20 protein-coding genes are annotated in these 23,770 nt (G+C 71.0%); 6 read left to right on the top strand and 14 right to left on the bottom strand.

Annotated elements, in window-relative coordinates:
• Nucleotides 1-28: 28 nt before the first annotated feature.
• Together AC559T_RS06000 and AC559T_RS05995 are read right to left on the bottom strand one after the other, a co-directional pair.
• Nucleotides 29-742 carry an NADPH-dependent F420 reductase gene (locus AC559T_RS06000; protein WP_373693862.1) on the bottom strand — a complete coding sequence of 238 codons (714 nt, stop codon included), beginning with the start codon at nt 740-742 and terminating at the stop codon, nt 29-31.
• A gap of 108 nt (nt 743-850) precedes the next feature.
• The gene (locus AC559T_RS05995; RefSeq protein WP_112107236.1) at nt 851-1,381 is read right to left on the bottom strand and encodes a pyridoxamine 5'-phosphate oxidase family protein; all 531 of its coding nucleotides are present in this window, start codon (nt 1,379-1,381) and stop codon (nt 851-853) included.
• 263 nt (nt 1,382-1,644) lie between these two features.
• On the opposite strand from AC559T_RS05995, the gene AC559T_RS05990 reads away from it, so the two are divergent.
• The gene (locus AC559T_RS05990) at nt 1,645-2,466 is read left to right on the top strand and encodes a siderophore-interacting protein (RefSeq protein ID WP_498868038.1); all 822 of its coding nucleotides are present in this window, start codon (nt 1,645-1,647) and stop codon (nt 2,464-2,466) included.
• A 256-nt stretch (nt 2,467-2,722) separates the two neighbouring features.
• Here AC559T_RS05990 and AC559T_RS05985 read toward each other — a convergent pair whose 3' ends face one another.
• A complete protein-coding gene (locus AC559T_RS05985; protein WP_498868037.1) occupies nt 2,723-2,887 on the bottom strand; it encodes a hypothetical protein in 165 nt (54 codons plus the stop codon).
• A 359-nt stretch (nt 2,888-3,246) separates the two neighbouring features.
• On the opposite strand from AC559T_RS05985, the gene AC559T_RS05980 reads away from it, so the two are divergent.
• A complete protein-coding gene (locus AC559T_RS05980) occupies nt 3,247-4,239 on the top strand; it encodes an alpha/beta hydrolase (protein ID WP_112107234.1) in 993 nt (330 codons plus the stop codon).
• Between the two features lie 263 nt (nt 4,240-4,502).
• Here AC559T_RS05980 and AC559T_RS05975 read toward each other — a convergent pair whose 3' ends face one another.
• Together AC559T_RS05975 and AC559T_RS05970 are read right to left on the bottom strand one after the other, a co-directional pair.
• Nucleotides 4,503-6,827: an MMPL family transporter gene (locus AC559T_RS05975; protein ID WP_498868036.1), complete on the bottom strand. Its 2,325-nt coding sequence runs from the start codon at nt 6,825-6,827 to the stop codon at nt 4,503-4,505.
• Nucleotides 6,828-7,128: 301 nt separating this feature from the next.
• Nucleotides 7,129-8,052, bottom strand: a complete 924-nt coding sequence (locus AC559T_RS05970; RefSeq protein ID WP_498868035.1) for a TIGR03620 family F420-dependent LLM class oxidoreductase — start codon at nt 8,050-8,052, stop codon at nt 7,129-7,131.
• A gap of 112 nt (nt 8,053-8,164) precedes the next feature.
• Between AC559T_RS05970 and AC559T_RS05965 the strand changes: the two genes are divergently transcribed.
• The 3 genes from AC559T_RS05965 (at nt 8,165) to AC559T_RS05955 (ending at nt 10,620) form a co-directional block, all read left to right on the top strand.
• Nucleotides 8,165-8,743 carry a TetR/AcrR family transcriptional regulator gene (locus tag AC559T_RS05965; protein WP_235014211.1) on the top strand — a complete coding sequence of 193 codons (579 nt, stop codon included), beginning with the start codon at nt 8,165-8,167 and terminating at the stop codon, nt 8,741-8,743.
• Nucleotides 8,744-8,896: 153 nt separating this feature from the next.
• Entirely contained in the window at nt 8,897-9,316 is a 420-nt protein-coding gene (locus AC559T_RS05960; protein WP_071062959.1) for a YciI family protein, read from the top strand.
• The gene (locus AC559T_RS05955; RefSeq protein WP_200835342.1) at nt 9,316-10,620 is read left to right on the top strand and encodes an RNA polymerase sigma factor; all 1,305 of its coding nucleotides are present in this window, start codon (nt 9,316-9,318) and stop codon (nt 10,618-10,620) included. The genes AC559T_RS05960 and AC559T_RS05955 overlap by 1 nt, the downstream gene beginning before the upstream one ends.
• Nucleotides 10,621-10,674: 54 nt before the next feature.
• On the opposite strand, the gene AC559T_RS05950 is transcribed toward AC559T_RS05955, so the two are convergent.
• The 9 genes from AC559T_RS05950 to AC559T_RS05910 all read right to left on the bottom strand — a co-directional run bounded on the left by AC559T_RS05950 (nt 10,675) and on the right by AC559T_RS05910 (nt 21,651).
• Nucleotides 10,675-11,319, bottom strand: a complete 645-nt coding sequence (locus tag AC559T_RS05950; RefSeq protein WP_112107254.1) for a nitroreductase family protein — start codon at nt 11,317-11,319, stop codon at nt 10,675-10,677.
• A 90-nt stretch (nt 11,320-11,409) separates the two neighbouring features.
• Nucleotides 11,410-12,258, bottom strand: coding sequence for an SAM-dependent methyltransferase (locus AC559T_RS05945; RefSeq protein WP_131622111.1), 849 nt, complete (start codon nt 12,256-12,258; stop codon nt 11,410-11,412).
• Between the two features lie 231 nt (nt 12,259-12,489).
• On the bottom strand, nt 12,490-13,896 hold the full coding sequence (locus AC559T_RS05940) for a tetratricopeptide repeat protein (protein WP_498868034.1): 1,407 nt from the start codon (nt 13,894-13,896) through the stop codon (nt 12,490-12,492).
• Nucleotides 13,897-13,923: 27 nt separating this feature from the next.
• The gene (locus AC559T_RS05935; protein WP_498868033.1) at nt 13,924-14,967 is read right to left on the bottom strand and encodes an OmpA family protein; all 1,044 of its coding nucleotides are present in this window, start codon (nt 14,965-14,967) and stop codon (nt 13,924-13,926) included.
• Nucleotides 14,948-17,446, bottom strand: a complete 2,499-nt coding sequence (locus AC559T_RS05930) for an Hsp70 family protein (RefSeq protein ID WP_498868032.1) — start codon at nt 17,444-17,446, stop codon at nt 14,948-14,950. Before AC559T_RS05930 ends, AC559T_RS05935 begins: the two co-directional genes overlap by 20 nt.
• Before the next feature lie 83 nt (nt 17,447-17,529).
• On the bottom strand, nt 17,530-18,057 hold the full coding sequence (locus tag AC559T_RS05925; protein WP_071062949.1) for a hypothetical protein: 528 nt from the start codon (nt 18,055-18,057) through the stop codon (nt 17,530-17,532).
• Complete coding sequence (locus AC559T_RS05920; protein WP_498868031.1) at nt 18,050-19,717, bottom strand: hypothetical protein; 1,668 nt, start codon at nt 19,715-19,717, stop codon at nt 18,050-18,052. The genes AC559T_RS05925 and AC559T_RS05920 overlap by 8 nt, the downstream gene beginning before the upstream one ends.
• Nucleotides 19,714-20,829 carry a serine/threonine-protein kinase gene (locus AC559T_RS05915; protein ID WP_071062945.1) on the bottom strand — a complete coding sequence of 372 codons (1,116 nt, stop codon included), beginning with the start codon at nt 20,827-20,829 and terminating at the stop codon, nt 19,714-19,716. Before AC559T_RS05915 ends, AC559T_RS05920 begins: the two co-directional genes overlap by 4 nt.
• A 105-nt stretch (nt 20,830-20,934) precedes the next feature.
• Nucleotides 20,935-21,651, bottom strand: a complete 717-nt coding sequence (locus tag AC559T_RS05910; protein ID WP_071062943.1) for a helix-turn-helix domain-containing protein — start codon at nt 21,649-21,651, stop codon at nt 20,935-20,937.
• Between the two features lie 515 nt (nt 21,652-22,166).
• Between AC559T_RS05910 and AC559T_RS05905 the strand changes: the two genes are divergently transcribed.
• Nucleotides 22,167-23,597, top strand: a complete 1,431-nt coding sequence (locus tag AC559T_RS05905) for a serine/threonine-protein kinase (protein WP_498868030.1) — start codon at nt 22,167-22,169, stop codon at nt 23,595-23,597.
• The last annotated feature ends 173 nt before the right edge of the window (nt 23,598-23,770 follow it).

The raw sequence follows: 23,770 nt of genomic DNA, 5'->3' as shown, positions 1-23,770 counted from the left end.
CATCCTCGTCAGGCGTCGTCGGGCCTCGTCAGGCGCGGAACTCCTCCGGGCGAACAGGGGACGCGGCGGCCAGCGCCTCGATGGCGGCCGCGGCCCCGAGGTCCTTGCCGTACACCGGCGTGCCGGGCTGCTGACGCCATGATTCCTCCAACGGGCCACCGTCGACCGGGTCGAAGCCCAGGTGGTCGACCAGGTCGAAGACCGTCTGCTTCCCCGGCCCGCCCGCGCCCGCGACCGGCAGCGCGATGCGGCCCTCGGCGCCCTTCGGCCGGCCGGACTCCAGCAGGTGCTTCCACCAGATCCCGTTGAACACCTTTATCACCGGTGAGCCGATCTGCTCGGCGACCCACACGCTCTCCGGGGTGCCCGCCTCGATCGCGGCGATGAGTCCGTCCCGTTGCTGCGGGTAGTAGTTGTTCGTCTCGATCACCGGGGCTCCGGGCTTCGCGCCCTTGAGAATCCCCGCCGCAAGATCCGGGACGCGCTTCTGCGGGATGCTGATGATGACGAGATCCGCGCCGTCGGCGGCTTCCGACGCCCAGACAGCCGTCGCCCCGGTCTCCTGAGCGAGGTCGGCCAGGGTCTCCGGATCCCGGGAGTTGGCCACCCGCACCTGATGGCCCAGCGCGGCCAGCCGCCGCGTCAGCGTCCCACCGATCTGACCTGCCCCGATAATCCCGATCTGCATTGTTGGACCCCTCCGACAGCTCGAACACCGCGCCTCGACCGGCGGCCGCTGCAACCTCGCCCGCGGGCGGCGTGTTCCCGTTCACGCGCCAACGAGTTACCGGCGGCGGCGTTCTCCCGACCGGCGCTGATCCTGCTGCCACGGGGCACCGGTGCGGCGGGGTCAGAACCGCCAGCGGGTGGCGCCACCCGGCTCGACAGTCCGCAGCGCGGTGGCGGTCGTCGGTCCGACCTGGTACACGAACCAGGGTGGCGGGCCGGCCGAGGGAGCGCTGAACTCGGCCGTGAGGGCCTGTCCCGACTCGTCCACCCGGGCCGGCCAGCCCTCGGCGGCCCAGCGTTCGGCCATCGCCGCCACGGTCACCGGATCGGTGACCCGGCTCGCCCGCCCCTCGAGCACGACATCGAACTCGGCGGTGGCCACGCTCAGCGCGCAGCGCGGATCGCGCGCGAGGTTCCTGGCCTTACGGGTGCGCTCCCCCGTCTCGAACCAGAAGCAGCCGTCGGCGAACAGGGCACCGATGCCCGTGACGTGCGGGGCGCCGTCCGGATTGATCGTGGTCAGCCAGCAGGTATGCCGGTCGGGTCCGCCGGAGCCGGGGGCCTGGGTGATCCCGGCGTCGAGGCGGGCCTGGACGGATGCCCAGTCCAGCAGCGGGAGGTCGTAGAGGTCGGCAAGGTTGGTTGCGTCCATGGACACATGGACCGCGCCCGGCCCCGAAACTCATCGCTTACGTTCCAGGCCCGCCATCCCCGACCGGCCGCTCCAGACCCGTCGTTTCAGACCCGCTGCTCCAGACCGGTCACCCACGCGGGCGAGCGCCCGGCAGGGAGTCCGTGACCTTCAGTGATCTGCACGTCGCCGACGCCCGAGCGACACCGGCAGTTTGGTCAGGTTAGGCTTACCTTCATTCAAAGTCTCCGGCGGCCCGGCCGGCGACGAAGGAGGTCAGGACCATGGCCACGACTGGTCGCACCCGGCCCGTTCGAACGCAGGCGGTTCTCGCCGTCCAGGAGAAGCGTTGGATCAGCCCCGGCATCGTCCGCGTCGTCCTCGGCGGCCCCGGATTCGATGCCTACAACGACAACGCGTTCACCGACAAGTACGTGAAGATCTTCTTCGCCGATCCGGCGCACGGCCTGGAGCCACCGTACGACCTCGCCGCGCTGCGGGCCGAGCACCCGGAAAAGCTGCCCGCGACCCGGACCTACACCGTCCGCTGGGCCGACCCCGACACCCGCCGGCTGGCCATCGACTTCATCGTGCACGGTGACGAGGGCATCGCCGGGCCCTGGGCCGCGGGCGCCGAGGTCGGCGACCTGCTCGTCCTCAGCGGCGCCGGAGGCGCCTACCGCCCGGACCCGGCCGCCGACTGGCACCTGCTGGCCGGCGACGAGACCGTGATCCCCTCCACCACCTCAGCCCTGGCCGCGATGCCCGCCGAGGCGACGGGAGCGGTGATCCTGCTCGTCGACTCCGCGAAGTACGAGATCCCCATCCCCCGACCCGACGGTGTCAACCTGCGCTGGCTGCACCGGGAGACGGCGGTGGCGGACGTCGACCCACTCGTCGACGCGCTGCGCGAGCTGCCCTGGCCCACCGGAACGCCACAGGTGTTCGTGCACGGCGAGCGAGGCACCGTCAAAGCCGCCCGACGCCTGCTCACCGTGGATCGCGGGGTGCCCCGCGAACGGCTCTCGATCTCCGCGTACTGGGCCGCCGGCCGCACCGAGGACCGGTTCCAGGCCGAGAAGCGCGAGCCCATCGGCCAGATCTAGCGCCGATCTGAAGCCGCGTCCGCGAAGATCGGCTCTGCGGCGCGGACGCGCCAGGCAGGTTCCGGCGCCGGCCGAGCAGACATGGCGATCGGCAGCAGTACGGACTCTCAACGGCTGATTACCGTCAGCAGGTGCGACGGGCGCGGGGTCCGAGGGCCGCCGCGCGGTACGGCGGCGGCTGTCACAGCCGCCTCAGCCTGGGTGCACCATGCCCGGCAGTGGAACCCTCACGGTCCGGGTTCGGGTGTGGTCGGGGTCAGAAGGGCGGTTGTTTGTCGTGGGTGATGTTCCACTCCGAGGTGGTCTTTCCCGATGATTCATCGCCGCCCTCTCCCGCCGCACCGGAGTTGTACCGCGGTTCGACATATGAATGCGGACGGGTGACGAGCGTCGCGCCGAACGGGCCCGTCCAGAAAAACATTCCCTTCTCCGACCATGTCAGCCGCCAACGGCCGGAGTGGTCAAGCCCTACATTTGGAACCCACTGCAATCAGGTGCTCTACCTGCGGTTCTTGCTTCCAAGATAATCGATGGCCTGCCGGTTCACCGATCGTGATTTCGCTGCCGGACCGTCGACGCAGGGCCGAAGATCGAGAGCTTGCAGTCCCCTGCCACCGCCGCGCGCCGCGAGCGCCCTCACGATTCCGCGGCGCCACACCTATCTCGCCGTGGGTGGCGAGACCGAGCCGCCGATCGGACTACTTGCGCGCGATAGTACCGCAATGGTAACGTCGCTTCCGAGTCACTATCACGCGCTAGCGACGTGACATACAGGGCGAGGTGGGCACTTTGGATCATTCGACGCCAGTCATGGATGAGGAATGCGCGGCCGCGTGGCGGCTTATTCTCGACAAGTACTTCGGTGGAGCAGCCGGAAGGATAGACATCACCGAAGACATCATTCCCAAAGCGCGTGCCCACAAAATGCCGAGCCGCGAAATGCTACTCGAAGCATTCCCCTTTACCGAGGAGGAGCACACGATCCCAGGGCCAGAATCAGAGATCACCATCTCTGTTTTCACACCCATTGATCACGGCGACACTGGCCCGGGAATTTTCTGGATTCATGGTGGCGGAATGGTCACTGGCGACCGTTTCGGGGTTGTTCCGGCGCTTCGGCTTGCGATGGCGACCGCCGCCGTCGTTGTTTCCGTCGAATATCGGCTCGCTCCTGAGTATCCCGACCCCGCGCCCGTGGACGACTGCTACGCCGCTCTGCTCTGGACCTTTGATCATGCTGACGAACTCGGGATCGACGCCAGTACGCTCGTCCTCGCTGGCGGCAGCGCCGGTGGTGGCATTGCTGCTGGCACAGCACTTCGCATGCGGGACAACGGCGGGCCGAGCATCGCCGGATTGCTGTTGTCGTGCCCGATGCTCGACGACCGGATGCACACTGCTTCAGCCCACATGACCGGCGTACTCCCCTGGAGCCGTACCAGTAACGAGACCGGGTGGCGTATGCTGCTGGGGGATCGTGCCGGCACCGACAATGTATCCATCTACGCTGCGCCCGGCCGAGCGACCGACCTGTCCGGGCTCCCTCCAACCTTCATCGACGTCGGCACCGTCGATCTCTTCCGCGACGAGGACGTTGCCTTTGCCTCAACGATCTGGGCGTGCGGCGGCGATGCGGAGATCCATGTCTGGCCCGGCGGATTTCACGGCTATGAGGACTGCGCGCCCAACGCCCCGCTCGCCGTAGACACTCTCGTAGCCCGCGAACGCTGGTTGGCCCGAGTCCTCAGTCGTGCCCGTAGCCACGCCACCTAGGCCAACAGCCTTTAGGAACCTCCAGGTTTCCGCGACATGGCCGGAGGACAGGCTTGCGGCCTTAATTTCGACAGGAGTTCCGGACACTGCTGCCGGATACCGAAGGGATCGCCCGTTTCAGCGCTCGTCACAGGCACCGCCACGGCGGGCGCTCCTGGTGCCGGCGGCGGTGTCACCGCCGCCGGCACCATTAACCACGTTGAAATCGCGAAACCCCTGATCGCGACAAGTGCGGCAGCCTCATTTGACGGTGCTGACCCGCCTCAGGAGCGGGCCAGCTCCCGCTCGTCTTCGGGCCGGTCGTCGTCGTTTTCGGGCCGGTCGGTGTCGCCTTCGGGCCGGTCGACCTCGTCTTCGGGCCGGTCGACCTCGAAGGAGCCGGTGCCCACACTGTGGGGGACGGCCTCGTCGGCTGGTTCGACCGAGACTCGCGGAGTGATGCGGTCCAGCCATTTCGGGAGGTACCAGTTGGCCTTGCCGACAAGGTGCATCAGCGACGGTACGAGCATTGTCCTGAGAACGAAAGCGTCGATGAACACGGCGGCGGCGAGGCCGGTACCGAAGATCTTGATCGGCCGGCCCGGGCTGACCACGAAGCCGAGGAAGACGGCAATCATGATGATGGCGGCGGCGGTGATGATGCCGCCGGTCTCGCCCTGCCCGATGGTCACCGATCGCTTGTTGTCGCGGGTGTGTACCCATTCCTCATGCATGCGACTGACCAGGAACACCTGGTAGTCCATCGACAGGCCGAACAGGATGGCGAACAGCATGACCGGGATCCAGGCGTCGATCGGTCCGCCTGGTCCGGCGCCCATGCTGTCGGAGAGCCAGCCGTACTGGAAGATCGCCACAACCAGACCGAACGAACCGGCCGCTGCCAGCAGGTTCATCACCGCGGCGGTCAGCGGGATGACCAGGCTCCGGAACGCGATGAGCAGCAGGACGAACGACAGGCCGACCACGACCGCGATGAACAGCGGCATCTTCCGGGCGAGCACCGCGGCGAAGTCGACGTTGATCGCCGTGTCACCGTATGTGTAGATGTGGTTGGCCGTGCCGTCGTACAGCGGCGGCAGGGTGGTCGAGCGCAGGTGCCGGACCAGCTCGTAGGTCTTCTCCGACTGCGGTGACGTGGTCGTCTTGAACGTCACGAAGGCGACGTTCTCAGCGAGCGGAACCGTGCCCAGGCTGCCCGGGTCGATGCCCGGGACAGCGGACAGCGTCTTTGCCACGCGCTGCAGGTAGGCCTGGTCCGAGGCGCCCGGGCCGCTCACAACGGCTTCCAGAGCGGAGTTGTAGCCGACGCCGAAATCGGAGGCGATCAGGTCGTAACCGTCGCGGGTCGTGGAGCTCTTCGGGTCGCTGCCCTGATCGCTGGCGCCCAGCTCCATCGAGAAGAACGGCAGCGCGATCGCGACCATGATCGCGCCCGAGACGATCGCGCCGACGGCGGGGCGCCCAGCAACGAACCGCGACCACCGGGCCCAGCCCCCCACCGGACGGTCATCGATGAACTCACCGGCCCGCACCGCCGCCCGCTGCCGGCGGGGCAGCACCTTCAGGCCGAAGATGGCCAGCAATGCGGGCAGCAGCGTCAGCGAGGCGATCATGGTGAAGCCGACCGCGAGCGCGGTCGCCACCGCCATACCGTTGAAGAAGCTCACCCCGAGCGCGATCAGACCGAGGATGGCGATGCACACGGTCGTACCGGCGAACAGCACCGCCCGGCCGGAGGTGTTGAGCGCGTTCACGATCGAATCCGCGACGGGCATGCCGCGCCGCAGGTTGCGGCGATGCCGCGTGAGGATGAACAGCGCGTAGTCGACGCCGACGCCGATCACCATCAGCTCGGCCAGGTACGGGGTGATGTTGGAGACGTTGATGGCGTGGCTGAGGATGTAGATCACGCCGAGGCCGCTGACGAGCGCGGCCACCGCGCTGGCCAGCGGCAGCACCGTGGCGGCCACGGTGCGGAAGACCAACGCCAGGATGATGAGGGCGGCCGCGAATCCGATGAACACCGACGAGCCCGAGCCGTCGCTCTGCCCGATGCCGGTGAAGGCGTTACCGGTGAACTCGACCTGCAGCGAATCGCTGCGCAGCGTCTTCAGCTGATCAAAAACGTTCTTGAACAGCTCGGCGTCGTAGTAGTCGTTCTCCCAGGTGATGGTGACCAGGGCCGTGGTGGAGCCGCGCGCGGTGTTGAGCAGCTGCGGGTTTCCCGGAGCTGCGACATCGCTCTTCGCGCAGTCGATCGACTCCCACGGCGACGCGATCAGCGCCACGTGGTTGCCTGAAGCGCACACCTCGGCCAGGGCCGGCTTCAGCTTCGCGGGCGGCTGGGTGAGCGTTCCACTCTCGCTCTTGATCACAACCGTGCCCGGGGCGCCGTTCTGATTGTTCAGGCCGGCATCCTCGAGGAGCTTCGCGACGGACGCGGTCTCGGTGTGCGGGAGGCTGAACGTGTCCTTGTACGAGGCCCCGCCCATCGCCCCGGCGATCCCCTGCACCGCGACGATGAAGACAATCCAGCCGGCGACGACGAACCATCGGCGACGGACAGCGAGTTCAGCGATCCGTTTCATCAATTCTCCTGCTCGATGTCGGGTAGCCGGCGAACGTCCTGGCATCAACGATCAAGTCCGAGTCGATCTCAGCTTCTCGCACATACTTCCAGACAGCCGTGGCCTGCGATTTGGGTGGCGCCGGCAGGGGCCCTGCCCGTAGTCGGCCTGCTACTCGGCAGCCGGCACGTCATCCCGAACGGCGGACCTGTGGAGGCTCCGTGCTCGGCACGTGCTCGGCACGGCGACCGCCCGTGTCTGCGAGCTGCAAGCCTGGTGACCCTCCGCGGATGTGTTTCGACGCACCGGCACCAGCGGTGCCTCATGGGGCGGCGTCGCGCAGGGCTGGGGCGAGCTCACGCCATTCACGGTCTGGCAGCACGGTCGGGTCGACGGTGAGGACCTGGACACAGACGTGGTTGGCGCCGGCGTGGAGGTGCTGGCGTACCCGGTCCCGGATTGTCCCGGCGTCGCCGTAGGCGACGATCGCGTCGACCAGCCGGCGGCTCGGGCCGCCGACGAGGTCGTCATCATCGAAGCCCAACCGCCGCATGTTCGCCTCCTGGTGGGGTGCCGCGGAGACGTAGCCGGCGACGTGCGCCGCGGCGACCTGGCGGGCCCGGTCGACATCGGTGTCCAGGACGACGGCCTGCTCGACCCCGAGGAACGCCTCGGGACCCATGATCTCGCGGGCCCGCCGGGTGTGTTCGACGGGCACGAAGTACGGGTGTGCCCCCCATGTCCGTTCGGCCGCCAGCGACAGCATCTTCGGGCCGAGCGCGGCCAGCACCCGGCGCACGGCCGGCCGCGGCGACGGGCTGTGGGCGGGGACGGCGTCCATGGCCGCCAGGTAGGCACCCATGGTCGACACGGCTCGACCCAGGCCCGGTACGGGGTATCCGTCCAGCAGGTGGGTGGTGTCGTCAACCCGGTGTCCCCCGAGGCCGAGAAGGTAGCGTCCCGGGAACGTCTCGCCGAGCGCGCGGGCCGCGCCCGCCAGGGCGATCGGGTCACGGAACGCGATGTTCGCGATGCCGGACGCGACGGTGACCCGCCGGGTGGCCGACAGCAGCAGCCACGCCTGGCTCACCGCGTCCCGACCGAATCCCTCGCCGTACCAGATCGCGCCGTAGCCCAGTTCCTCGATCTCCGCGGCGGCCTCCCGCACCCGGCTGGAGGGCTGGCCGTCGAAGGCGAACGTCCAGACGCCGACGTGGCCGAGCGGGTGTCCCAGGTCCTCTGTCACCGTGCTCCTTCGAGCCTCTCATCATCCGGACAGGCTGTCCGGTTCGGTCCGGCTACGATACGGACACGATGTCCGGTTGTCCATATGGGCACGTGAGAGGAGAAGGCCGGCAGTGGTTGGACGAGCGCCCGCAGAGCGCCCCCCACGCACCGACGCCCGGCGCAACCGGGAGCGCCTGCTCGTGGTCGCCCGCGAGGCGTTCGACGAGGCCGGACCCGACGCGTCTCTTGTCGAGATCGCCCGCCGGGCCGGGGTCGGGCAGGGAACCCTCTACCGGCACTTCCCGACCCGGGCCGCGCTGCTCAGCGCCGTTCTCGCCGACCGGATCGAGACACTTCGCAGACAGGCGGCGGAGCTGTCAGCCGCCCTCTCCACCGACGAGGCGCTGGCGGCCTGGCTGCACCTGTTCCTCGTACACGCACGTGTCAACCAGGGCCTGGCCGGCGCGTTCATGACCGAGGGACCCGAGACGGCCGCCGACTGCCATCAGACAATCACCGCCGCCGCGGCCGACCTTCTGGGCCGCGCCCAGCGGACGGGGACCGCCCGCCCCGACCTGAGCCCGGATGATCTGATCCAGATCGTCGTCGGCATCGCGCTGGCGACCGCCCGCGACGGCGACGCCGACCAGGCCGACCGGCTACTCACGCTCGTCCTGGACGCCGTCCACCGGACAGGGCCCGTCGCATAGGCCGGGACGCCTCTGATCAGGTTCACGCAGGACGACGGCGCCGGTCCACAGGAGGCCACGAAAAATGCCGGCTGGCCGTGTCGATCCGCGGCGGGGCCGTTCGACCTGGTGGTGAGAGGGTCGAACGGCGACCTCAAGAAAGGGAGATCGACGATGGCGAAGTACATGCTGATCATGCGTGGCACGGACGAGTCCCTCGCGAAGATGATGGACACGCCTTTCGAGGAGATGCTCGAGGTCGTGGGCCGCTTCAACGAGGAGTTGATCCGGGCTGGTGTGCTCGTCGCCGCCGAGGGGCTGGACGACCCGTCCCAGGGCGTGGTGGTCGACTACAGCAGTGAGACGCCGGTGGTCACCGACGGTCCGTACGGCGAGACCAAGGAGCTGTTCGGCGGCTTCTACATCATCGAGGTCGCCTCGAAGGAGGAGGCTGTCGAGTGGGCGAAGCGGATGCCCGCGATCAACGGTTCGAAGTGCGAGATCCGCCGCGTGCCGGGCATCGACGAGTTCCCGCAGGACAACGAGTGGGTCGTCAGGGAGCGGGCGTGGCGCGAGCGGACCGGCCAGCTCTGATGCCCGCGGGCACCGGCGGCCCGCCGAGCGCCGAGCCGGCGCGGCGGGCCGTCGAGGCCGTCTGGCGGATCGAGTCCGCCCGGATCGTCGGCGCACTCGCCCGCTACACCGGCGACTTCGCGCTCGCCGAGGACGTCGCCCAGGAGGCGGTGGCCGAGGCGCTCGTCTCCTGGTCACGGGACGGCGAGCCGGCGAACCCGGTGGGCTGGCTCCTGACGACCGCGCGACGGCGCGCCGTCGACAGTTTCCGCCGCCGGGCGGCGCTCGACGAGCGGTACGCCATGGTCGCCGGGCAGCTCGCCGAGGGTGAGGCCGTCTCGGGCGGCCTGGCCCCGGCGGCCCGGTCGGACGATCTGCCGTGGGACCCCGACCGGATCGACGACGACATCCTGGCGCTGATGTTCGTGGCGTGTCATCCGGTGCTGTCGGCCGAGGCCCGGGTGGCGTTGACCCTGCGAGCGGTCGGCGGATTGTCCAGCGAGGAGATCGCCCGGGCGTTCCTGGTGCCCGTGCCGACGATCCAGGCGCGGATCACGCGGGCGAAGAAGACCCTCGCCGCGGCCCGGGTGGCGTTCGAGCTGCCGCCGGCGGCGGAACGGCGCGGGCGGCTCTCCGACGTCCTGAGTGTGCTTTACGTGATCTTCACCGAGGGTTCGACGGCGACGTCCGGTGACGACCTGCTGCGGCCCGATCTGGCCTACGAGGCGATCCGGCTGGGACGGACGCTGGCCGCGCTGTTGCCCGACGAGCCGGAGGCGCACGGGCTGCTCGCCCTGTGCGAGCTGACGGCCGCGCGCTTCGCGGCGCGCACCGGGCCCGACGGCGAGGCGGTGCTCCTGGAGGACCAGGACCGGCGGCGGTGGGACAGGTCGGCGATCCGCCGCGGCGTGGCCGCGATCGGCCGGGCCGCGTCGCTCGGGCACGGCCTCGGGCCGTACGGCCTGCAGGCGGCGATCGCTGCCTGCCACGCGTCGGCACCCTCGGTGGCGGAGACCGACTGGGAGCGGATCGTGCTCCTCTACGAGGCGCTCGGCCGGGTGGCTCCCTCCCCCGTCGTCGAGCTCAACCGCGCCGTCGCCGTGGCGATGGCGGCCGGGCCGCGGGAGGCGCTGTCCATCGTGGACGATCTCGTCGCCGCCGGCCGGTTGTCGGGCTCGCACCTGCTCCCGAGCGTGCGCGGCGAGCTGCTCTCCCGGCTCGGCCGGACGTCCGAGGCCCGGGCCGAGCTGGAACTCGCCGCGCGGCTGTGCCGCAACGTCCGCGAGCGTTCGGTGCTCCTGCGCAAGGCAGCCGCGCTGGCGTGACGCCCTCGCCGGGTTCAGCGCCGGATCGCCGGGATCACCACCAGGTCGCCGGGATCACCACCGGTCGCGGTGCAGGACGGTCTCCAACGGCTCCCGCGCGGCCGGGCGGAACGTCGTGCCGATGGTGTGGGCGACCGGGATCAGCGCCCCCTGGCTGTACCCGGGCGGGATGCCGAGCAGCTCGGCGACCTCTCGCGAGTAACCGAGGTGCAGCGACGTCCACGCGGTGCCGAGGCCGCGCAGGCGGGCGGCGAGCATGAAGCTCCAGACGGCGGGCAGCAGGGAACCCCAGAACCCGGCCTGGACCTGCGGCGGGATCTGCGTGACGTCACCCTCGAGGCAGGGGATCAGCAGGACGGGAACCCGGTGCATGTTCTCGGCGAGGTAGCGGGCCGAGTCGCTGACCCGGGCCTGCGTCGCCGCGCGCTCGCCCTCGTACCCCGCGGCGGACGCCCCGCCGGCGGCCAGGTAGGCGGTCGCGCCCTTCCGGTAGTACCCGGCGATGCCGGCGCGCAGCTCGGGGTCGGTCACCACGATCCAGTGCCAGCCCTGCCGGTTCGAGCCGCTCGGCGCCTGCAGCGCGATCCGCAGGCACTCCTCGATCAGTTCGGGTGCGACCGGGCGGTCCAGGTCCAGCCGCTTGCGGACGCTGCGGGTCGTGGTCAGCAGTTCCTCTGGGGTCAGCTCAGGTACGGCCACCGGGTCATCCTCCCACTGCCGGCCACCGGCGGGGGCCGCCACGGGCTCCTCACCCGGCTTCCCGGAATCACCGGACGGGGGCGTGGGACGTCACGCCTTGTAGGCGAGGCCGCCGTAGATGCTGACCGCGGCGTCGGTCAGGTCGGCGGGCACCGCGCCGTCCGGCCGCCAGCGGTGGACGACCTGCAGGCCCGGTTCGAGCAGCTCCAGCCCGTCGAAGAACCGCTCGACCTGCGCGCGGTCACGCAGGTGCATGGGGACACCGCGGCTCAGGTAGGTCTCCTGCACCGCCAGCATCGCCGGGTCGAAGTCGGCCGTCAGATGGGTGAGCGCGACGTAGCTGCCGGACGGCAGGGCGTCGACGAGACGCCGGATGATGCCGTACGGGTCGTCGGAGTCGGGGATGAAGTGGAAGACCGCGATGAGGGAGAGGGCGACCGGCCGGGTGAGGTCGAGGGTCTCCTTCAGCTCCTGGGCGCCGAGGATGTGGTCGATGTCGCGCACGTCGGAGTGCAGGTAGGACGTGCGGCCCTCGGGGGTGCTGGTGAGCAGGGCACGGGCGTGGGCGAGGACGATCGGGTCGTTGTCGGTGTAGACGACCCTGGTCTCCGGCGCGATCTCCTGGGCGACCTCGTGCAGGTTCGGCGAGGTCGGGATGCCCGTGCCGATGTCCAGGAACTGGCGGATGCCCAGCTCACCGGTGAGATGACGGGTCGCCCGGGTCATGAACGTCCGGTTCTGCCGGACGACGATCCGGGAGTTCGGGAAGACGGCGATGGTCTGTTCCGCCGCCTCCCGATCGGCCGGGAAATTGTCCTTTCCGCCGAGGAAATAGTCGTACATCCTCGCCGCGTGCGGGACGTCCGTTCTGAGCTCGACGGGGTCCAGCCGGTCCATCAGGGTCTTCCACTGATGGCCACCTGTCGGATCGTCGGTCATGCCCACCCCTCGGCGTCACTGGTGCCGCCCCCGCCGACAAGCCGATGACCTGCGACGGACGCGGGCGCCAGGGCGGAGCACGGAAGTTCTGTCACCGGATTATGGTGTTTCGTCCGCGGAGCGTCGCAGCGGGCACGAGTGGCGTCCGCCACCGGATCGGCCCGGACACGCTGCCGACCCGGGGCCGCGGACCTCGTGACAGCCGGTGAGATCAGGTGCCGGCTCCGCCGGTCAGGGGCTGATCAGTGGTCGGAAGGCTGCCTGCACCTGGGAGTCGGAGGGGGTGACGGACCTCGTCGGACTGTAGCCGTAGACCAGATACGGGCAGCTGGTCCCGCCGATCTCCACTCTGGTGTCGGCCAGGAGCTGTCCGGTCCGTAGCTCGTAAACGCGGACGGGTATCGCCACCCGGTGAAACGTCACGTTCCCGCTGGTGTATCGGCAGGTCTCGACCGCTGCTCCGAATTCGGACGCGCCGACGCAGAGAACCCGCGTGGCAGTGGCGACGTCATCGGTCTTCCACTCGGCGGGGAGCTTGCTGGTGTATTGCGTGTCGCCGACTGTCAGTGCTCGATTCGGCCCGGCGGGAGCGGCGGAGAACGGTACCGGAGCGGCGCAGTACCTCGGTTGAGCGGAACCCGACGGCCGCAGCAGATTCCGCAGGTTCGCCAGCTCGACCGCCCGCTCGTGGGCGATCCTCGCCTCCTCGATCTTCTGGGCGGCCTGCCGCACCCCCTCCCGGGCCGCGGGCGCGAGCTCGTGGTCGGGGTACTCGTCGAGCAGCTGCTGGTAGCTCGCCCGCGCGTGCTCCCAGTCCGCGGCCGCCAGCAGACGGCTGCCGCAGTCGGCCAGCGCCGCGGGCGCTATCCGCGGGACGGCCCGGCGGGCGCGGTCCAGCTCGCCGCCATCGGACGGCCGCTCGGCGAGCCAGGTGGCGATCCGCACGGTGATGCAGGGATCCTCGGTCGGCAGGCCGTCGAGGAACCGGTCCAGGGCCGCCTCGACCAGGCCCTCGTTGCCGGGCAGCTCCGTGAGCACGGTGGTCAGCTGCTGGAAGCCCTGGTCCAGCGCTTTCGTGTCGCCGGCCAGTCCGGCGTCGAGCGGGCCGACGGCCGTCCGCAGCAGCCCGCACGCCTCGGCCATGCCCTCGCCGTCGGCGCCCGGGGAGACGTCGACCATGCGATGGGCGGGCGACACCCGTCCCACGGCTGATTCCACCCGCGGGCAGTCGCCGGCACGGCGGGCCTGCGCGACGTCCCCCTCGATCCGCGCGACGTCGAACCGGAGAAGACCGAAGGCCAGCAGCACCGGGAGCACGCAGGCGACGGCGATGACCCACTGCCGCCTCGACCGGAACGGTCGGATCCGGCCCCGGTGCGGCCGTCCCCCGGCCAGGTACCAGCCGTGCACGATGACGGCCACCCACCACGCGAGCACGACGAGCCCGAACCACAGCGTCTGCGCGACCGAGGCAAAGATGATCAGTAGCTCGACGGTGATCAGGAGGACGACGACGGCGAGCTGTCCCCGACCCAGCATCAGGTAGCCGCCGCCGAACAGTGAGGCGTTGGCGACGGCGACGGCCAGCGGGTCGTGGGACCGGGCCGCCGGCTTCGGCGTCGGCTCGCCCTGCGTCATGGGTTGTCCTTCCTGGTCGCCGTCGCGTCAGGCGGGCGGCGCCACGCGGAGGGTCACCGTTCGGTTTCGGAGATCGCCGGCGGCGTCTCCGGTGGGATCGCCGGCGGGCTCGCCGGCGTAGGGGGCGAGGGCGTCGCCGGCCGCGGAGATCGTGAGGGCCGCGGCCGGGACGCCGGCCGCGCGCAGGATCTCCGCGGCGGACGCGGCGCGGGCCAGGCTCAGCGCGGTGTTGTCGGGGAAGGGTCCGCCCGGGCGGACCGGGAGATTGTCGCTGTGGCCTACGACCTCGACGGCGACCCCGGGCGCGGCCGCGAGCCGGGCACCCAGCGCGGTGAGCGCCGCGCGGCCTTCGGGGGTGGGTGTGTCGTGCGTGGCGAACAACGCGTTGCGGAAGACCACGACCGCCTGCCCGCCGGCCCTGGTGATCGTGACGTCCGGGCCGGCGAGGCGCGCGGCCAGGTCCGCCGTCAGATCCCCCGGCCGGGCCGGAGCCGGAGCGGGGGCCGCGGGCGCCGCGGGGGCTGATGCGGTGGCGGTCGACGCCGCCGGCTCGGCGCGGTCGTGGCCGAGCCACCAGCCGCCACCGAAGGCGAGCGCGACGAGAAGGGCGGCGGCCGCGCCGCCCCGGGCGATGCCGCCGCCGCGGGTGCGCAGCCGTTCCAGGCGGCGCAGACCCGCCGCCGCCCCCGCCAGGTTGCCGTCCAGGGCCAGTGCGGCCCGCCAGTGCCGCTCGGCGTCGTCGAACCGGCCCTGCTGCGCCCGGATCCGGGCGAGCAGGTCGTGCTCCGCGGCAGTGTGGTCGCGCCCGGCGGCCAGCTCCGCGAGCAGGCGCGCGGCGTCCTCGTACCGGCCGGAGCGGGCCAGCACGGCGGCCTGCCCGCGGACGACCTCGCCGACGAGCACGGCCCGGGCGGTGTCACCGGGCCCCGCCGCGGCCGGCGGCGGGCCGGGCTCGGTCACCGGCTCGGCCGGCACGGCCAGCACGGCCAGATCCGGCGGCCCGGTGCGGCCCAGGGAGCCGATTCCGGCCCGGCGGTGGCGGGTGCCGACGTCACAGGGATCGCCGGACACTGCTCCCCTCCTGCCGCTCTGGCGTGCCCTCGGACGGAAGCAGGTCGAACAGCTGCCGGTTCACCGTGCGCAGCCGCTCGATGTCGTTGCTGTCGACGGCGCGCCGGCCCTCCGCGATCAGGCGGGCGGCCAGAGCCTGGTCGCGCAGCTCGGGCCGTTGTTCGACGAGCTGGGAGAAGTGGGCCATCACGACGGCGCCCGTCTTGCGGTCGACCACCATCGCCAGGTGACCGGTCAGCTCGTCGACGAGGGTGCGCAGGTGCGCGGCGTCGCGACCGGCCAGTGCCCGGCGGACGTCGGCGGCGAGGACCTCGTACCGGCGCCGGTCCTGGGCGTCGCCGTACTCGTCGATGATGCCCGGCGCGTCGCGCAGCACCCGGTTCGCCCACTCGACCAGCGAGGGCCACTCCAGTGCATCCTCGACGGCGTCGAGCTTGGCCCGCAGGTCGAGCATCCGCTTGCCGGCGGTGCCCGCCGCGTCCGCGTCCCCGTGTTCGGTGGAGGACACGTCGTTCTCGAGCTGGCCGAGCGCCCGCTCGTCCTCCAGCTCGCCGAGCAGGGCGAGCGCGGCCGGGTCGGACGTCCGCTCCGCGTCGGCGCGCAGGGCGTCGTACCGCTCCTGCTCGGCTGTCAGGTCCCGGCGCAGCTTGACCGGATCGGCGGCGGTCTCGGTGGTCAGGTCGTGGAACGCCTCGAACTCCTCGTCGAGAATCGGTACGTAGGCCTTGGTGGTGACCAGCCGGGAGGCGTCGATCTGGATCTCCACCTCGATCTCGCTGTTCTTCGGGATGTCCCGGGCCACCTGGTCGGCGAGGATCTCCAACGCGCCGACCTGCCGGTTGCGGTCGGCCCGGGGGTGCTCCCCCTCCAGGATCGGGATCCGCAGCAGGCCGCCGGACTGGCCGCGGGTGAGCCGCACGGTGCTGCGCAGGATCTCGCGGGCCCTGGCGGGAATCCGGGTGCCCTTCTCCAGCAGCCAGGCGACCTCGTTGCCGGCCAGCGCCACCCCGATCGAGTGGGTGAGGGTGGCGGCGGGGGCGACCACGCCGAGGGTGTAGGTCAGCTCCGCGGGCTGGATCCGCTCGCGGGTGCCCGTCGGGTCCTCCAGGACGATCTCGTAGGTGTTGCGCAGCCCGGGCTCGGCCCGCAGCGTGGTGATGAACGAGCCGGCCGCCGGCAGGATGATCTGCCCGCTGCGCCACGGCGGGCGGGCCTGCCCGTTGACGAACTCGACGGTGAACCCCTCCAGGTTCCGGTCCGCCGGGCCCTGCACCACCCCGCCGACCACCGGCTCCGGGTCGGCGCCGATCGGCTTGTACTCGAGGTCCACGGTGTAGGAGACGTCGGCGCGCACCGGTTCCGCCGGCAGCCGCTGAGTCCCGGCGAAGATCGCCGCGCCGCGGGCCACGACGGTCATCGGGTCCTGACTGACGTCCAGCTCGATGCCGAGGCCCTCGCGCAGCCGTCGCCGCAGATGGGGCATGAGGGTGGGCCCGCCGACGAGCAGTACCCGGTCGATCTTCTCCGGCGCGAGCTGGCTCTCCCGGAGCGCGGCCTGGCAGATGTTGATCGCGCGGGCGACGAAGGGCTCGGTCAGCTTGTCGACGTCAGCGGCGAACAGCTCGTGGACGAACTCCACCGGGTTGCCCCGGGGGTCGGTGCACAACGGGGGGTCGCTGATGTCGATGAGCGCCGAGTCAGCGGAGGACAGCTCGATCTTGGCGTTCTCGGCGGCGGCCTTCAGCTTCGCGATCGCCTGCGCCCAGGTGGGCTCGCCCCGTCCGAAGCCGGGCAGGGAGTACTGCCGGAGCAGCGCGGGCATCAGCAGCTCCTCGACGATCGCCCAGTCGATGAGCTTCCCGCCGAGGAAGTTGTCACCGCGGTGGTTGACGATGTCGAACTCGCCGTCCCGGATGTGCACGATCGAGGCGTCGAAGGTTCCGCCGCCCAGGTCGAAAACCAGCCGGTAGATGTTGTCCTCGTCGCGCTGGAAGCTGTAGGCGAGGGCGGCCGCGGTCGGTTCCTGGAGCAGCGGAGACAGTCCGAGGCCGGCGGCCTCGGCGGCCCGCCGGGTGGCGTCGGTCTGGTTCAGCTCGAAAGCGGCCGGGACGGTGATGACCGCGGCGCGGATATCCTCCCCGAGCTGCCTGTTGACGTTCGCCTTGAGCGCCCGTAGCACGTGCGCGGACAGTTCCTCCGGGCTCATCGAAAGGCCACTGTTGGCGAATGTCGTCGCCTGGTCACGTAGCCCCATCTTGAGCTTGAACTCGGCGGCGGCGTTCGCCGGATCGGATTCGACCCGTTCCCGGGCGCGTTCACCGACGTGGATCCGGCCGTTGCGGTCGGCGTAGACCGCGGACGGGGTCGTGTCGTGCTGGAACGCGTTCTTGACGATGCGGGCCTCGGTGCCGTCCAGGACCGCGATCGCACTGTTGGTGGTGCCAAGGTCGATACCGAAGTCCATCGTCGATCGCGCCATCGTTCCTCCTGCTGCCCGGTGGGGCGGGTCGCGCGGTGCCGGTGTCAGGGGCCCACGAGCGGGCCGGGCGGATGCGGGTCGGATCAGCCGTCCTCGTCCCGGGTCACGGGGACGCCGACGACGACCTCGCCGGTCTGGACGCGCAGTCCATGCAGGTAGACGCTCGGCCGCAGGGTCTCCAGGACGGTCTCGTCGGTCAGGCCCTCGGTCTGCTGGAACTCCAGGACCTGCAGATCGAGACCGGAGTCGTACCGGGTGTGGTCGTGCTCCTGGATCTCGACGCCGGCCGCGGCGAGGGTGCTCCAGAGCGATTCGAACTGGCGCCGCGCCCGGCGGAGATCCGCCGCCCCGCCGCCGTCACGCGCGCCGGGGCTCGGCGCCGGGCCGGAAAGGCGGCGGCGCAGTCGCCACAGCCCGGTCGCGAGCTCGGCCACCGCCGGCTGGGCCAGCGTCCCCGCCGGAGCCGGGTTCACCGGCTGATCGTCGGGCGCCGGAACGGGCTCGGATCTCGCGACGGCTCGCAGCAGTGCCGCGGCCCATTCCTCGGGCGTCGCGGGCCGGGCGATGCGGAACTCACGGGGATGGCGCCACTGGCGCGGGATCTCAAGCACCGCCGACTCCCAGCGGCCGTTCCCCGTTCCGCCATCCCTTTTCACGCAGTTCCACGATCGGCGGGAACAAGTCGATGTGTTCTCGTTGTCTTCGCCCGGCGGAACCGACGACGACATTAAGATCCACGATGAGCGCGAAGAACGCGACCAGCACGGCCAGGAAGATGTATCCGCCGCCGGCGCTGGTGAACAGCATGGTGGGCAGGCTGATCGCGACCACGAAGTACAGCGCGCACCGCAGCGCGGCCAGCCAGCCCCGGCCCCTCTCACCACGCTGGCAGGACCGGCAACGCGGCACGGTGACCTCCACCTTGTTCCAACGCAGCTCGCGCACAGCCCGGACCACGTCGCCGTGCATCCATCTCGTGATCGCCGCACCGGGGTCGGCCGGCTTCTCATGACAGATCCAGCAGGTCAGGCGTACGGAGGCCTTGTCGAGAATTTCCCGGTTCTCGGCCAGCCGGCCGCGGACGGCCTCGGACGCCGCCGCCCGCTCGGCCCGGGTGATCACCTCGATCATCCGCGGGTGGTCGCGGGCCGCGGAGGCGTCCGAGGTGTCCCGGGCCTGGTCGAAGAGGAGCAGGCAGCGCAGCGCGTCGAGGGCGACCTTGTCGTGCGTGCGCACCCGCGTCGAATCGTCGGGCGCCAGCATCCGGTCAAGCCGCGCCAGCGGCCCCGCGGAGTGGTCGAGGATGTGCGCGGCCTGGTCCAGGCCCGCCGCCCGGGTGTCGGTGGCGAGCCGGACGGCCTCCTCGCACAGCTCACCGACCTGGTCGGCCCAGGGTTCGCCGGCGGCACGCAGGGCGGTGCCGAGTGCCTCGCGGGCGCCGTCCCCGAGCTGGGCGGCCCGCATCGCCGTCAACTGCCGTTCGGCCCGGTCGTCGTCTCCGTCCCCGATGGCGGCGACAACGATCTCGGCACCGATGGACAGCAGCGCGCCCGGCAGCGCCGCGCGGATCCTCGGCGCGAGGCCCACGTCGAGCCGGGCGTCGGCGGTACGCCTGATGCGCGCCACCAGGCTGTCCCAGACCCGGTCGTCGTGCAGGACGTGGCCCCAGCGGCGATAGACCGACACCCAGTCGGGCTGTTCGCCCTCGGCGCCCATCTCGACCTCGAGGGCCCGCAGGTGCTCGAGCACCGCGATGTTGTGAACCGCGCTCGCGGCGTCCCCGGCCGCGACCGGCTCGCTGGGCGCGACCGGCTCGCTGGGCGCAGCCGGCTCCCCGGACGTATCCGCGTCGCCGGGTGTATCCGCGTCACCGGGCGGGGCGCCCGTGCCGGAGACGGCCGCCGCGGTCCAGTGCCGGAGCGCGCCGTCCGGGTCGCCCGCGGCCAGGGCTGCGATCCCCTCGTCCCGCGCGGCGCCGGACTCGGCCGGCCAGAACCAGAAGAACTCGTCGACCAGCCGCTGACGCGGGTCACCCAGCCGGTCGAGAGCGGCCCGGACATCCCCGGCGGACGGAGCCGGCCGCAGCGGCAGGATGTCCGAGGTCGGTATCTGCCCGCCGGTCTTCTCGATCACGGCGAGCATGTCGGCCTTCCGCCGGATGTCCCGTCCGGTGGACGAGAGCGGCAGGCCTGTCACCCGGAAGGCGTTCTGCCGGTAGATCCGCGCGGACACCCGCGGCAGGGCGTCGGCGTCGCTGTCCTGGGCCGTCACATCGTCACCCCCTTGCGCCACAGCCGGATCCGTGACGCGTACTGGTCACGCAGCCCGGGCCACTTGTTGCAGGCCTCCTCCATCAGGTCGGCGGCCCGGTCGTACTGGCCGCCGGTGGCGACGGTGACCGCCTGGCGGGCCATCCGCACGGCCGCGGCCTCGTCCGCGGGGGACGACCGGCCGAGCGCGTTCTTGCCCGCGGCGATCTCCCCGGCCGGCCCGGGTTCCCGCTCGGGCGGGCTCGGCGGCACGGACCTACCTGGCTCCCACGCCTCCAGGTCGGCGAGCATCTCGACGGCCGACGGATAGCGTTTCGCCGGGGCGTAGGACAGCGCCCGGGCGACGATTCCGTCCAGTGCTTCGTCCACGGAGTACCGGATCTCGCTGGGCGGTACGAGCGTGCCCGTGTTCCAGGCGGCGGTGATCGGGTCGCCGCCTGAGCGCTGCGGGTAGGGCAGCCGGTCGGTCAGCAGCAGGTAGAGCACCGCGCCCAGCGCCCAGACATCGCCCGGAACCGACGCGAGATGCGGGTGGAGCAGGGTCTCCGGCGCCATGAAGGCGATGGTTCCCTGGGAGCTCGCCAGCAGGGTCAGGGCACTGACCTTCCTGGCGAGACCGAAATCGCTGATCCGCACCTGCAGACCGGCCCCGCTGTAGCCGACCAGAATGTTCTGCGGAGTGATGTCACGGTGGACGATCGGCGGGGACTCCCGATGCGCGACCGCCAGGCCGCGCGTTATCTGCCGCAGGATGTCCACCACGGTCGGGATGGGGACGAACGTGGTGCCGTACGACGACCAGAAACTGTGCAGGGTTCCACCGGCCACGTATTCCATGGTGAAGTACGCGTACACCCCACCGGCCGTCTCGACGGTGTTCGCCTCGAACACACGGATGACGTTGGGGTGCCCCATGCCGGACAGCAGCATAGCCTCGCCGAGTGCGTCGCGCACCTGTTCCGCGGACATTCCCACCTGACGGAAGACCTTCATCGCCTGCCGGCCAAGATAGCGGTGCTCGACCCGGTAGACCTCGGCAAAAGCCCCCTCGCCCAGCAGCCGGTCGACCTTGTAGGTATCCCGGACTACCTGCCCCTCGCGTAACAGGACCATAGGTGAGACCTCCGGCAGCCCAACTCCAGGTTTTTGTTCTCGCGAGCCGGCTCCGGCCGCCGGATCAGAACCTAGGCGAAAGACTTCCAGCCGGGTAGTTGAGCGCTACACCCCGGCGCCTGGTCGCCGGGACCTCCGGACGTCCCGCTCGGTGATCAGGCGGTTGAGGATCATCCAGCGGGCCAGGTCCTCCCAGTCGGCCAGGCCGGGCTCGTCGCGGTCACTCAGCTCGCGGCGGACGTCCGAGATGACGTTGCGCACGTAGTTCGGGCCGCGGCCCAGCCGCTCGCCGATCTCCTTGTAGGTGGCCGGCCGGGCGTCGGACCCGGACTTCGTCAGCAGTGGCCGGCACAGCTCGATGATGATGTCGAGCTGTGCGGGGCTGAGCTGGACCGGCTGGCTGATGGTCGCCCTGCTCTCGGAGAGCGTCGTATGGCCGAGCGACTGCCGGTCATGGGTGACGGCGGAGGCGTCGACCTGCACGGTGACGGTCGCTCCGCCGCGGCGGGCCGCGACGATGCCGAACCTGGGGAACGGCAGCGAGGTCATCGCCGCCCCGGGCTCGACGATTCTGTCCTCGCCGGCGGGCGGGCGCAGGCAGAACGGCTTCGACTGCGACTTGTTGTACACCAGGACGCAGTCGTCCAGAACCCGCAACGAGGCCATGTGCCGCGACAGGTAGGTGTCGTCGGGAAGCTTGATGGCACAGGCGCTGCTGCGCCCGACGGTGATCTCCTCATCGCGGGCGACGTGCCACCGCCGCCCGCAGTACTCCAGCACGACGACCGGGCCCGGCGAGCGGCCCGTACCGTGGTTGCCCACCCACAGCCCCTTTTTCTACGCTGCCTGTCACAGATGAATGTGGGGACAATCAATCGGCCGGCCATGCGCCCGGACAGTGCCGACCGACATGATCTTCCGAGCCGGGCCCATTTTAGGGCGGATTCGCGGCGGTGACCAGATCAGGACCGGGTGGCGCCCTCGTTCCCACCCACCATCACCAGGAATCCGCAACGCCGCAGGTCGGCGGCGTTCCTGGCAGCCCGGAGCCTCCGGGCGCGGGAAACCCGACAGAGGCTGACGACGACCAACGACCGCCATCACCGGCACCGAGCCGCGTGAAGCCGACATACGCCGGGATTGGCAGGAGGGGCCACCGGGCCGAGACGCCGGAGCGGGGCGATCCGTAGTGGTCCGGGATCCCGGGGCAATCGTTAAGCTGGTTTCATCGTGATGATCCAGATCGTGATGACACTAACCGTGATGACACAGGTCGTGGTGACACAGACCGTGATGATGCGGCGGTCAGCAGGTCGGCCGGGCCGCCGGGACTGCTGATGATCGTCGACCGGGCGCGGGTGGCCGCGGTGGTGCCGAACTACGTCCTCGGTGAGCAGTTGGGCGCGGGCGCGTTCGGGCTGGTACTGAGGGCGGAGCACCGGCGGATGCGCCGACCGGCGGCGATCAAGGTCATGCCGGCGCAGACGGCCGAGGGTGAGCGGATCGACTTCGCCGCCGAGGCGCGGCTGCTGGGCGGACTCGATCATCCACATGTGGTCCGGGTCTACGACTACATCGAGGCCGACGACCTGTGCCTGGTGGTGATGGAGCTGCTCGCCGGTGGCACGCTGACCCGGCAGCGCGCCGGGATGAGGCCGGAACAGGCGTGCGCGGTGGGCCTGGCGGTGTCCGCGGCGCTGAGCCATGCCCACGCCCGCAACGTGCTGCACCGCGACGTCAAGGCCGACAACATCCTGTTCGCCGCGGACGGGACCGTGAAGGTCGGCGACTTCGGCATCGCGAAGCTGTTCGAGGGGTCGGCGACGACCGCCAGCAAGGTGGCCGGCACGCCGGTCTACATGGCGCCCGAGCAGATCGAGGGCGGCCGGCTGGTCCCGGCTACCGATCTCTACGCGCTGGGCATCGTGCTCTACCGGCTCCTGACCGGCCGGTCGCCGTTCGACCCGAAGCTGCCGCTGCACATTCTGTGGCGCCGGCAGCTGACCGAGCCCGCCCCGCCCATGGACGGGGTGGCCGCCCCGGTCGCCGAGGTGGTGCTGCATGCGTTGGAGAAGAACCCGGCCGCCCGCCAGTCGGACGCCACCGCCTTCGCGTTGGCGCTCGCGCGTGCCACCGCCGCGGCCTTCGGCGCGGGCTGGATCGCCCGGGCCGGCCTGCCGTTGCATCTCGACGACGTCGTCCGCCGCATTGCCGAGGGGCTGCCGGCCGCCGAGCCGCCGGTCGGCCGCACCCCCGATGCCCCCGAGTCGACGACCGTCCGCATGGAGGCGTCGACCGTCCGCACGCGGCCCGCGACCGGCCCCGGCGGGCCGAGGGCCGTTCTCGATGACGGCGGCGCGCAGCAGCGGCCGGAGAGCAGGCGGCCGGGCGGCCCCGAATCCGCAGCGGAGGTGTTCGCCCGGCTTCGGCGGACCCACGGCCCCGAGCATCCCGACACACTGGAGGCCGCCAACGCCCTCGCCGTGCGGCTGAGCGCGCGCGGTGACCATCGGGCCGCCCGCGATCTCGGCGAGGACACCTTCGCCCGGCGCCGCCGCGTCCTGGGGCCCGACCACCCCGACACCCTCACCTCCGCCTACAACCTTGCCGTCTACCTGGGCAAACTCGGTCGGTACCGGGAGGCTCGCGCTCTCGGTGAGCAGGTCCGGGCCGGCCGCCGCCGGATCCTCGGCGCCGACCATCCCGACGCCCTCGCCGTCGAGGAGGCGCTGCAGTGGTGGACCCACCAGGATTCGGCCGGCGCGTAGTGCCCGGGGCCGCGCCGTCCGGCCGGCCTGCCATCGGGCGAGCGCCGTCCCGGCCCCACCGTCCGATCGCTGATGTCACGACAGATCAATCCGAGGTTCGCCCCATCCTTGACCACTCGGTCGGCAAGTACGAACGAAGCAGGTAAAAGGCCAGGTCAAAGCCAGTTCCCCAC

This window comes from Frankia sp. Hr75.2 (genome assembly GCF_949319125.1).
Lineage (GTDB): Bacteria > Actinomycetota > Actinomycetes > Frankiales > Frankiaceae > Parafrankia > Parafrankia soli.
This window is presented reverse-complemented; position numbering and strand designations above follow the sequence as displayed.

What these genes read in the sequence shown, in the direction of transcription:
- AC559T_RS05995 (WP_112107236.1), bottom strand. Translation starts at nt 1,381, where the DNA reads ATGGACGCAACCAACCTTGCCGACCTCTACGACCTCCCGCTGCTGGAC.
- AC559T_RS05990 (WP_498868038.1), top strand. Translation starts at nt 1,645, where the DNA reads ATGGCCACGACTGGTCGCACCCGGCCCGTTCGAACGCAGGCGGTTCTC.
- AC559T_RS05985 (WP_498868037.1), bottom strand. Translation starts at nt 2,887, where the DNA reads ATGTTTTTCTGGACGGGCCCGTTCGGCGCGACGCTCGTCACCCGTCCG.
- AC559T_RS05975 (WP_498868036.1), bottom strand. Translation starts at nt 6,827, where the DNA reads ATGAAACGGATCGCTGAACTCGCTGTCCGTCGCCGATGGTTCGTCGTC.
- AC559T_RS05960 (WP_071062959.1), top strand. Translation starts at nt 8,897, where the DNA reads ATGGCGAAGTACATGCTGATCATGCGTGGCACGGACGAGTCCCTCGCG.
- AC559T_RS05955 (WP_200835342.1), top strand. Translation starts at nt 9,316, where the DNA reads ATGCCCGCGGGCACCGGCGGCCCGCCGAGCGCCGAGCCGGCGCGGCGG.
- AC559T_RS05945 (WP_131622111.1), bottom strand. Translation starts at nt 12,258, where the DNA reads ATGACCGACGATCCGACAGGTGGCCATCAGTGGAAGACCCTGATGGAC.
- AC559T_RS05940 (WP_498868034.1), bottom strand. Translation starts at nt 13,896, where the DNA reads ATGACGCAGGGCGAGCCGACGCCGAAGCCGGCGGCCCGGTCCCACGAC.
- AC559T_RS05930 (WP_498868032.1), bottom strand. Translation starts at nt 17,446, where the DNA reads ATGGCGCGATCGACGATGGACTTCGGTATCGACCTTGGCACCACCAAC.
- AC559T_RS05915 (WP_071062945.1), bottom strand. Translation starts at nt 20,829, where the DNA reads ATGGTCCTGTTACGCGAGGGGCAGGTAGTCCGGGATACCTACAAGGTC.
- AC559T_RS05905 (WP_498868030.1), top strand. Translation starts at nt 22,167, where the DNA reads ATGATCGTCGACCGGGCGCGGGTGGCCGCGGTGGTGCCGAACTACGTC.